This is a genomic window from Streptomyces fuscigenes, from assembly GCF_021556455.1.
Taxonomy (GTDB): domain Bacteria; phylum Actinomycetota; class Actinomycetes; order Streptomycetales; family Streptomycetaceae; genus Streptomyces; species Streptomyces fuscigenes.
In genome coordinates, this window is the sequence record NZ_JAKGCV010000222.1 from 1 (window position 1) to 8,977 (window position 8,977).

An 8,977-nucleotide genomic window follows, 5' to 3' on the forward strand; every position below is an offset into this window, starting at 1 on the left:
CGGCACCCCGAAGTTCGGGTCCAGCAGGGCCCGCCACAGCACCGAGACGGCCGTCACCGACAGCAGCAGGGGCACGAAGAAGATCGCGGCGAGCACGGCACGTCCGCCGGCGGCTCGCCACCGGGGCCCGGAGAGCTGGGCGCCGGGGCGCCTCAGTGCGTCGCGAGGCGGAAACTCATGCGGCCGAAACTGACCTGGTCGCCGTCGGCGACGACCGTCGTCGTGATCACACGCCGGCCGTTGACGGTCGTGCCGTTGGTCGAGCCGAGGTCGCGCAGGACCCACAGCCCGTCCCGCATGCTCAGCTCGGCGTGGTGCCGCGAGACCGTGTCGTGGGTGAGGCGCAGCCCGTTGGCCGGATCCCGCCCGATCCGCAGCGGGAAGGGCCCGGGCTGGGGCAGCAGCAGCTTCGGCAGCCGCTCCGCCTGCCACGCCGTGCGCAGTCGCAGCGAGAAGGCCGACAGCCGGCCCACGGCGCCGAACAGCCGCCGGGACAACCGGCCTTCGCTCTCCAGATCCGCCGTCAGGAGCTTCAGTTCGTCCGCCCTGCGGGCCGCGAGCACCAGGTCCATCCGGCGCAGGAACGTGTCCTGGGACAGCTTGCCCGCCGCCACGCCCTCCCGCAGCACCGCGAGGACGCGGTCGCGCTCGGCGTCGGAGGGCCGTGCCGGGTACACGGGTTGGTCGAAGGAGGACGTCACACAGCAGATTGTCGGGCCGACACGCCGTGGGTGTCCAGACGGGTCGCGGCCGGGGCGGGGCCCGGCGGGCCGCGCCCGCGACGAGGAACCCGCGTCCTTTCGGCGCGCTGCCCCCGCGCCGGGCCCCGCGACTTGTCACCATGGAGGCGACCGTGACGTGCGGACGGACGAGGGGGACCTGTGCAGTTCGAGGTGTGGGCGCCGAAGGCCGAGGACCGGGTCGTGCTGCGGCTCGACGGCGAAGACCTGCCGATGCGGCGGGACGTGTCCAGGGACGGCTGGTGGACGGTGGACGCGCGGGCGCGGCCCGGCAGCCGGTACGGGTTCTCGCTGGACGGCGGCCCCGTCCTGCCCGACCCGCGCTCGCGCCGCCAGCCGGACGGGCCCGACGGCCCGAGCGCGGTGGTCGGGCCGGAGACGTACGAACGGCGGGTGGCGTGGCCCGGCCGGGCGTTGCCGGGGGCCGTCCTCTACGAGTTGCACGTCGGCACGTACACCCGCGAGGGCACCCTCGACGCGGCGGCCCGGCAGCTGCCGGAACTCGTCGAACTGGGTGTCACCCACGTCGAGTTGATGCCGCTGTGCCCGTTCCCGGGGCGGCACGGCTGGGGGTACGAGGGCGTGTCGCTGTGGGCCGTGCACGAGCCGTACGGCGGCCCGGAGGCACTGTCGCGGTTCGTGGACGCCGCGCACGGGCTCGGCCTCGGTGTCGTGCTGGACGTGGTGCACAACCACCTGGGCCCGTCCGGCAACCATCTGCCCGCGTTCGGGCCGTACTTCACGGACACCCACCACACGCCCTGGGGCGCCGCGGTCAACCTGGACGCGCCCGGCTCCGACGAGGTGCGGGCGTTCCTGCTGGGCAGCGCGCTCGGCTGGCTGCGCGACTTCGGCCTCGACGGGCTGCGCCTGGACGCGGTCCACGCGCTGGCGGACACGCGCGCGCTGACGTTCCTGGAGGAACTGTCGGCGGAGGTGGACCTGCTGGGCGCGGAGACGGGCCGGCCGCTGTTCCTGATCGCCGAGTCGGACCTGTGCGACCCGCGCACCACGTCCCCGCGCACGGCCGGCGGCATCGGGCTGCACGCGCAGTGGAACGACGACTTCCACCACGCGCTGCACACCGCCCTGACCGGCGAGTCGCAGGGGTACTACGCGGACTTCGCCCAGGCCCCGCTCGCGGCGCTGGCGAAGACCCTGACGCGGGTGTTCTTCCACGACGGCACGTACTCGACGTTCCGCGGCAGGACACACGGCCGGCCCGTGGACCGGGCGCGCACACCGGCGCACCGCTTCCTCGGCTACGCGCAGACCCACGACCAGATCGGCAACCGCGCGCAGGGCGACCGGCTGTCGGCGACGCTCTCCCCCGGCCTCCTCGCCTGCGCGGCGGCCCTCGTGCTGACGGGCCCGCACACGCCGATGCTGTTCATGGGCGAGGAGTGGGGGGCCGGCACCCCCTGGCAGTTCTTCACCGACCACACGGACCCGGAACTCGCCGAGGCGGTGCGCCGGGGCAGGCGCCGGGAGTTCGCCGCGCACGGCTGGGCGGAGGAGGACATCCCCGACCCGCAGGACCCGGCGACCAGGGACCGCTCCTGCCTGGACCGCTCCGAGCGGGAGCGGGAGCCGCACGGGCGGCTGCTTGCCTGGTACCGGACGCTGATCGCGCTGCGGTCGGCCGAACCGGACCTGTCCGACCCGGACCTGGGCGCCGTGACGGTGGCTCACGACGAGTCGGAGCGGTGGCTGGCCTTTCGCCGCGGCGACGTGTTCGTGGCGGTGAACCTCTCGGACGGGCCCCGCGACATCCCGCTGGGGTCCGGCGGGCCGCGCCGAGTGCTCGCCTCGTGGGATGAGGTGGCGGTGCCGGGGAGCGGCGGGGTACTGCGGCTGCCTGCCGAGAGCGCGGCGGTCCTCACGGAGCTGTGACGGGGGCCGCAGGCCGCCGCACCGGGCGTCCGGCCGGGCTGCCCGGTCGTCCGGTGGTGGCGGCCGGCCCCCGGTGCGGCCGCCGTTCACGCCCCGCGCCCGCGGCGGCCCACGACCGCACCGGGACCGGGCCGGGGCCTCAGCCCCGGAGGGCCTGGGTGCCGAGCACGGTGAGCAGGGCCAGGCGGTCGGCGTCCTCGGTGCCCGGCTCGGCGGTGTAGACCATGATCCGCAGGTCGCTGCCCGCGACGGTCAGCACGTCGCAGTCCAGCGCCAGGGGCCCGGCCTCCGGGTGGTCGATGGTCTTGCGGGCGTTCTCGTGCCGGCCCACGGTCCCCGACTCCCACAGCTCGGCGAACCGTCCGCTGCCGGCGCGCAACGCGTCGACCAGCTCGCGCAGCCGCAGGTCCGCCGGGTAGTGGCCGGCGGCGGCCCGCAGGTCGGCGACGAGGGCGGCCTCGAAGCGGCGCAGCGACTCGGGGGTGTGGCGGGCCCGCGAGCCGGGCCCGACGAACTGCCGCCACACCGCGTTGCGCTCGATGCCGCGCAGGCCGCTCGGGTCACCCATCAGGGCCGCGTACGGGGGATTGGCGAGCAGCAGCGTCCACGTCGCGTCGTACACCGCGGCGGGCGTCCCGGTGAGCCGGTCCAGGAGCCGGTGGACGCTCGGGGTGACGAACGCGGGGACGGTCTTCGGGCCCGGCGGGAGGAGCCCGGCCAGCCGGAAGAGGTGGTCGCGCTCCTGCCGCGACAGCCGCAGCGCCCGGGCGAGCGCCTCGACCACCTGCGCCGAGGGGCTCGACGCGCGGCTCTGTTCGAGGCGGGTGACGTAGTCGACGGAGATCCCCGCCAGCTGCGCCAGCTCCTCGCGGCGCAGACCCGCGGCGCGCCGGTGACCGCCCGAGGGCAGCCCGGCGGCCTCCGGCGCGACCCGGTCCCGCCAGCGCCGTACCGTCCGTCCGAACTCCGCTGTGGCCATGGCTCCAGTGTGCCGGGCCGCCCGTCGGCGTGCCTGGTACCGGTTTTCCCAGGAAGAGGCGGGCACTGCCCGGCGCCGGCGCGCCGCCGCAGCCTGGACGCCATGAGAACAGTGCTGATCACCGGGGCCAACAAGGGCCTCGGACACGAGACCGCCCGCAGGCTCGTCGAGTCCGGTCACGACGTCTGGGCCGGGGCGCGCAGCGAGGAGCGGGGCCGCGCGGCCGCCGCCGCCCTCGGTGCCCGCTTCGTCCCGCTCGACGTCACCGACGACGCCTCCGTGGCGGCGGCCCTGCGCACCGTCGAGGAGCGATCCGGCGCCCTCGACGTGCTCGTCAACAACGCCGGGATCGGCCGGGCACCGCTGGACGTCGACGCGCTCACCGGCGGGGACGCGCTGCGGGAGTTCGACACCAACGTCGTCGGCGTCGTCCGCGTCACCCAGGCCGCGCTCCCGCTGCTGCGCAAGTCGCCGCACCCGGTGGTCGTGAACGTCTCCAGCGCGCTCGGCTCGTTCGGCGCCGTCACCGACCCGGACCACCACGCCTCGCGCGCCCCGTTCATCGTGTACGGGGCGACGAAGGCGGCGGTGTCGATGCTGACGGTGCAGTACGCCAAGGCCCTGCCGGGCTTCAAGGTCAACGCCGTCGAGCCGGGGTTCACCGCCACGGACTTCACGCGCGCCTTCGGGGGCGGCGGGCCGGTCGAGGAGAACGTCGAGGTGATCGTCCGGATGGCCACCCTGGGCGAGGACGGGCCGAGCGGGACGTTCCAGCAGAACGGGGGTCCGCTGGCCTGGTAGCTGCCGGCGCGCGGCCCGGCGGGGGCTGCCCGCCGGAGCCGCCCCGCCGGGGCTGCCTGCCGGAGCCGCCCCGGTCGGAGCGCGGGGCCGCTACCCGACGATCGCCATCTCGCGGGACGTCGTGTTGCAGCGGCGCCCGCCCGACGCCGTCGCGATCACGATGTCCTCGATGCGCACGCCGAACCGGCCGGGCAGATAGATGCCCGGCTCGACGGAGAAGCACATGCCCGGCACGACCGGGCGCTCCTCCCCCTCGATCATGTACGGCGGCTCGTGCGTGGTGACGCCGATGCCGTGGCCCGTGCGGTGGATGAAGTACCGGCCGTAGCCTGCGTCCTCGATCACCGCGCGTGCGGCGCGGTCCACGTCCTGGCAGGCGGCGCCGGGCCGCACCGCGGCGAAGCCCGCCTCCTGCGCCGCGCGCACCGTGTCGTGCACGCGCCGCTCCTCGGCCGTCGGCTCGCCGACGTGCACGGTGCGCGTGGTGTCGGAGCCGTAGCCGTGCTTGAGGCCGCCGAAGTCGAGCACCACCATGTCGCCGTGGGCGATGACGCGGTCGCCCGCCTCGTGGTGCGGGTTCGCCCCGTTCGGGCCGGACCCCACGATGGTGAAGTCCACCTGCTCGTGGCCGTGCGCGAGGAGCAGCGCGGCCAGGTCGGCCGCGACCTCCGCCTCCCGGCGCCCGGCGAAGGGCACCCGCAGGATCTCCTCGTAGGCGGCGTCCGCCGCCGCACCGGCCGCGGCCACCCGCTCCAGCTCCCGCTCGTCCTTGACGGCCCGCAGCATCGGCAGCGCGTCGGACAGGCCACGGTACCGGGTGTGCGGAAGCGCGCCCTGCAGCGCGAGCAGGTGCAGCGACCAGGCGTTGTCGCTGATCCCGTAGATGCCTTTAGCGTCCAGCCGGGCGGCCGTCAGCGCGTAGGGGTCCTCGGCGTCCGTCCACGGGTCGGGCACCAGGGCCGCCGCTCCCGGCGCGCGCTCGGCGTCCTGCGCCTCCAGGGCGGGCACGACGAGCCGGGCCTCGCCGTCCGCCGCCAGGACGAGCAGGGTCATGCGCTCGGTGTCCGCGGTGGGCCGGTAGCCCGTGAGGTACGTCAGGTCGGGTCCCGGGGCGACGAGGAGGCCGGCCAGGCCCGCCTCGGCGGCCTGGGCTGCGGCCCGCGCCATCCGGGCGCGGTAGTCGTCGGAGGTGAAGGCGGCGGACGGGGGCTGCGGTGCGGTGGAGGACATCCCCACATGGTGCCAACGCGCCCCGGGACCGCGCGAGTGCGAAGGACTCCGGATGCCCGCGGCTCCGGCCCGGGGTCCCCGACGGGTGCCGGTGCGTACGGGGGGACCCGCTCACGGGCGGGCGGCGCCGGACGCGCACCCGCGCCCGTCCGGCGCGCCGTCCGGGGGCGCTGTGCCGTGGACCGGCCGGGGTCTTTCGTTCGGATCGGGTCGGATCACGGGGGTGCCCCGGGCCGGAGCTAGGCAGGCCCCTGGGTGACCAGGCGCTCCAGTACCTCCTGGAACTCGCCGTCCACCACCACGCGCAGTCCCCCGCCGTCCTCGTCGCGCTCGCTGAGCTGGCGGATCGTGCCGCCGCGCCACCAGTAGACGTAGGGGCTGATCGCGCCCGGCGTGTCCTCGTAGCCGGACGCGGCGAAAGCGGCCATGCCGGTCAGCGACGGGAGGACGCCCGCGTCACGGATGACGTGGAAGGCGAGCTGGTGGCGGAAGGGCATCGCCACGAGCGCGCCGTCCTCCGTGAGGCGCTGCCCGGTCGTCTGCCGGACCAGGGTCTCCAGCGCGAGGACGCGGCTCGCGGTGTAGAAGGAGTCGCCCACGACGACCTCGAACCGCATGCCCTCCTCGTCCTTGACCGTCTCGCGGGCCTCGACGGGCAGCTCCCGCAGGTTGGCGAGCGCCCGCTCGCGCAGCCGGTCCGTCTCCCCCAGCCTGCCGAGCGCCTCGTCGGTGAGCATCATGACGGACTCGGGCAGGTCGAGCGCGAGCAACTCGTACAGGCCGGGGGCGACGGAGCGCGCATAGCCGAAGTTCTCCGCGTCGAGGCCCTCGCCGCTGATCACCCGCGGGTACAGCTGCGCCTTGATCTGGGCGGGCGCCAGCGTGTCCAGCGCGGACGGCCCGTCCACGGTGCGCAGCACCATCGCGGCGTGCCGCCTGGCGAGCTCGCCCCAGGCGCGGGGGCCGCGGTCGTCGTTGTGGCAGACCGCGGCGAGGTTGCCGAGGCCGAACTGGCGGCCGGCGTTGTCCACGACGGCGGCCTCGTACAGCGTCACCTCGAGGCCCTGCTCGGCGAACGCCTCGCGGACCTGGGCACGGAAGTACGCCGCCTCGTCGATCGAGAAGAAGGAGAAAGCCTGGTCGCGAGGGGTCTCGCGCGAGTCACGCCGGGGTCCGCGCCGGAACAGCCGCACGCCGTGTCGCCTCCGTTCGATCGGTCCTCCGCCGCTGCGCCCTGTCGTGCATGTGCGCCTTCCGCGTCCATGCCGTGCGGGACCGTGCCGTGCTGCCGCCGGCTCCGGCCGGAGGACCGCCGCGGGCCGGTCGGTTGTCCCCCTGCCCTTTCGATGCTATGCCCAGTCCCGCGACACGCCGGAATCCGTTTCCGTACCGGTATGCGCGTCGCCCGGCTCGCGGCGCCGGGCCGGGGCGGGACGGCGCGGGACCCGGTCCGGCCTACCCCGGCGGGTCGGGCGGGAACGGGTCTCCGTCCACGACCAGGTCCGCGCGGTCCCGGCCCGCCTCGACCAGGCGCGCGTTCGCCTCGTCGGAGCGCGCCACCCACGCCTCGGCGGCCGCGCGCTCCCGGCCGAAGCGCACGTGCCGCTGGATCAGCCGCTCCACCCGGGCCGCCGGGTCCGGGTCGAGGAACCAGACCTCGTCGAGCAGGCCGCGCACGGGGGCCCAGCCCGCCGCGTCGTGCAGCAGGTAGTTGCCCTCCGTGACGACGAGCGGCACGTCCGGCGGCACCGCGACGCTCCCCGCGACGGCCTCCTCCAAGGACCGGTCGAAGGCGGGTGCGTACACGACCTCACCGGGTCGCGGCGCGCGCAGCCGGGCGAGGAGGGCGGCGTAGCCGGCCGCGTCGAACGTGTCGGGTGCGCCCTTGCGGTCGGCTCTGCCGAGCCGCTCCAGCTCGGCCTGGGCGAGATGGAAGCCGTCCATGCCCACGAGCACGGCCGTGCCGGCGCCGTGGCGCTGCCGCAGGGTCTCGACCAGGCGGCGGGCGAGTGTCGACTTGCCGGCCCCGGGGGCGCCCGCGACGCCGAGCAGCGCCCTTCCGCCGGGCGCGGCGAGGCGGTGGGCACGGGCCAGGAGCCCCTCGAAGCGGTGTGCGTCCATGCCCGCCATTGTGGCGGGGGCGGCCCGGGGCACCCGCGGCGCGGGGGCCGCTCGACTCCGCACCCCGCGATCTGAAAAGCTTTCCGGCGAGGACCGTCTCTCCCGCGCCGGACACGCCGCCGGGTCGCCGCGGGCCGGACCGCCGGGAGCGGAACGGCGCGGCAGCGGGGTCCCGCACGGCGAACAGGGCACGCAGGTACGGAGGGTCCCGGCTATGAGCCTGGCGCAGCTGCACTACACCTCGGCGCCCGAGGGCGGCTCCGACGCGCCCGGCCCGCGGTTCACCGCCGTGGCGCCCGGTGTGCCGCAGGCCGTCCTGAAGGAGGCGGAGGCGCTGCTCGCGTACGAGCCGCCGCGGGACGCGCCCCCGCACCCCTCGACCGCCGAACTGGCGGCCTTCCCGCGGTCCCTGAGCCACAGTCGGCTCTCGGACGGCAGCACGCTGCTGGCCCGCTCGGTGTGCACGGGCGTCGGCCACACCGGCCGCTGGTGCGCGTTCCACACGCATGCGGTGGTCATCCCGGCCGGCACCGGACTCCCCGGCGGGGGGCTGCCGTTGGCGGCCTGGGAGGACCCGCAGTGGGCGGACTCGGCGCCCGCGGACGGGCGGGTCACGCCGCTCGGTGACTTCGCGCCGTCCCCGGCGCCCGGGGGGCCGCTCGGCACGGCCGCCCTCGTGGCGTTCGCCGTCACCAGGGCGGCGCGCCTCGCCGGATTCCTGGCCGCCGTGCGGGAGGTCTGCGAGGGCCGGCAGGCGCACGGCGGGGGCCGGTTGTCGCGGTTGTTCCTGGTGGAACGGGACAGCAGCGACGTGGCGCGCTGGCTGGCGCTCGCCTCGGCGGCGCTGCCCGCCGCGTCGGCGCGGAGGCTGACGTTCACCACGTACACCCGGCGCCCGGGGCCGGCGCCGCAGCAGGTGGTGGGCGTGCGGCCGGAGGACGTCGCGTCGCTGACGGGCCGCCGGGCCCAGGACGGCGGCGGCTTCCTGATCTTCGACGGTACGCCGGAGGGCGCGCCGGACGGCGGGGATCCCGGCGGGGCGCCCGGCATCGGTGCCCACCGGCCGTTCCCCGGCGCCGGGGAACTCGCGCCCGCGGAGCCCGCCGATCCCACCGACACGACCGCCACCTGGGCGGCCACCGCGGCCGGCATATGGCTGGCGGGCGCGCCCGGGGTCTTCGAGTCGGCGGACGCCCTGCCCGGGGGCCGCCTG

Annotated in this window: 8 protein-coding genes and 1 pseudogene; 3 read left to right on the forward strand and 6 right to left on the reverse strand. The window is 76.2% G+C overall.

The window, feature by feature from the left end:
* Both L1885_RS29410 and L1885_RS17825 read right to left on the reverse strand, forming a co-directional pair.
* Nucleotides 1-102, reverse strand: a pseudogene (locus L1885_RS29410) (sugar ABC transporter permease); the annotation flags it as partial.
* A 50-nt stretch (nt 103-152) separates the two neighbouring features.
* A complete protein-coding gene (locus L1885_RS17825; protein ID WP_235798123.1) occupies nt 153-701 on the reverse strand; it encodes an FHA domain-containing protein in 549 nt (182 codons plus the stop codon).
* 180 nt (nt 702-881) lie between these two features.
* On the opposite strand from L1885_RS17825, the gene treZ reads away from it, so the two are divergent.
* A complete protein-coding gene (gene treZ / locus L1885_RS17830) occupies nt 882-2,633 on the forward strand; it encodes a malto-oligosyltrehalose trehalohydrolase (RefSeq protein WP_235798124.1) in 1,752 nt (583 codons plus the stop codon).
* A gap of 139 nt (nt 2,634-2,772) precedes the next feature.
* Here the strand turns inward: treZ and L1885_RS17835 are convergent, their stop codons facing one another.
* Nucleotides 2,773-3,612 (reverse strand): helix-turn-helix transcriptional regulator, encoded by an 840-nt coding sequence (locus L1885_RS17835; RefSeq protein ID WP_235798125.1) that lies wholly within the window; start codon nt 3,610-3,612, stop codon nt 2,773-2,775.
* Between the two features lie 102 nt (nt 3,613-3,714).
* Between L1885_RS17835 and L1885_RS17840 the strand changes: the two genes are divergently transcribed.
* Nucleotides 3,715-4,413: an SDR family NAD(P)-dependent oxidoreductase gene (locus L1885_RS17840; RefSeq protein WP_235798126.1), complete on the forward strand. Its 699-nt coding sequence runs from the start codon at nt 3,715-3,717 to the stop codon at nt 4,411-4,413.
* 90 nt (nt 4,414-4,503) lie between these two features.
* Here L1885_RS17840 and L1885_RS17845 read toward each other — a convergent pair whose 3' ends face one another.
* The 3 genes from L1885_RS17845 to L1885_RS17855 all read right to left on the reverse strand — a co-directional run bounded on the left by L1885_RS17845 (nt 4,504) and on the right by L1885_RS17855 (nt 7,773).
* Nucleotides 4,504-5,643, reverse strand: coding sequence for an aminopeptidase P family protein (locus tag L1885_RS17845; RefSeq protein WP_235798127.1), 1,140 nt, complete (start codon nt 5,641-5,643; stop codon nt 4,504-4,506).
* Nucleotides 5,644-5,882: 239 nt separating this feature from the next.
* On the reverse strand, nt 5,883-6,836 hold the full coding sequence (locus L1885_RS17850) for a DUF1444 domain-containing protein (RefSeq protein ID WP_235798128.1): 954 nt from the start codon (nt 6,834-6,836) through the stop codon (nt 5,883-5,885).
* A gap of 262 nt (nt 6,837-7,098) precedes the next feature.
* A complete protein-coding gene (locus tag L1885_RS17855) occupies nt 7,099-7,773 on the reverse strand; it encodes a nucleoside/nucleotide kinase family protein (protein WP_372481969.1) in 675 nt (224 codons plus the stop codon).
* A 205-nt stretch (nt 7,774-7,978) separates the two neighbouring features.
* On the opposite strand from L1885_RS17855, the gene L1885_RS17860 reads away from it, so the two are divergent.
* A partial coding sequence (locus L1885_RS17860; protein ID WP_443732429.1) for a GAP1-N2 domain-containing protein occupies nt 7,979-8,977 on the forward strand: 999 nt, incomplete at its 3' end.

Bases quoted from the DNA above. Each gene is read 5' to 3' on its own strand.
- L1885_RS17840 (WP_235798126.1), top strand. From the start codon at position 3,715: ATGAGAACAGTGCTGATCACCGGGGCCAACAAGGGCCTCGGACACGAG.
- L1885_RS17835 (WP_235798125.1), bottom strand. From the start codon at position 3,612: ATGGCCACAGCGGAGTTCGGACGGACGGTACGGCGCTGGCGGGACCGG.
- L1885_RS17845 (WP_235798127.1), bottom strand. From the start codon at position 5,643: ATGTCCTCCACCGCACCGCAGCCCCCGTCCGCCGCCTTCACCTCCGAC.
- L1885_RS17855 (WP_372481969.1), bottom strand. From the start codon at position 7,773: ATGGCGGGCATGGACGCACACCGCTTCGAGGGGCTCCTGGCCCGTGCC.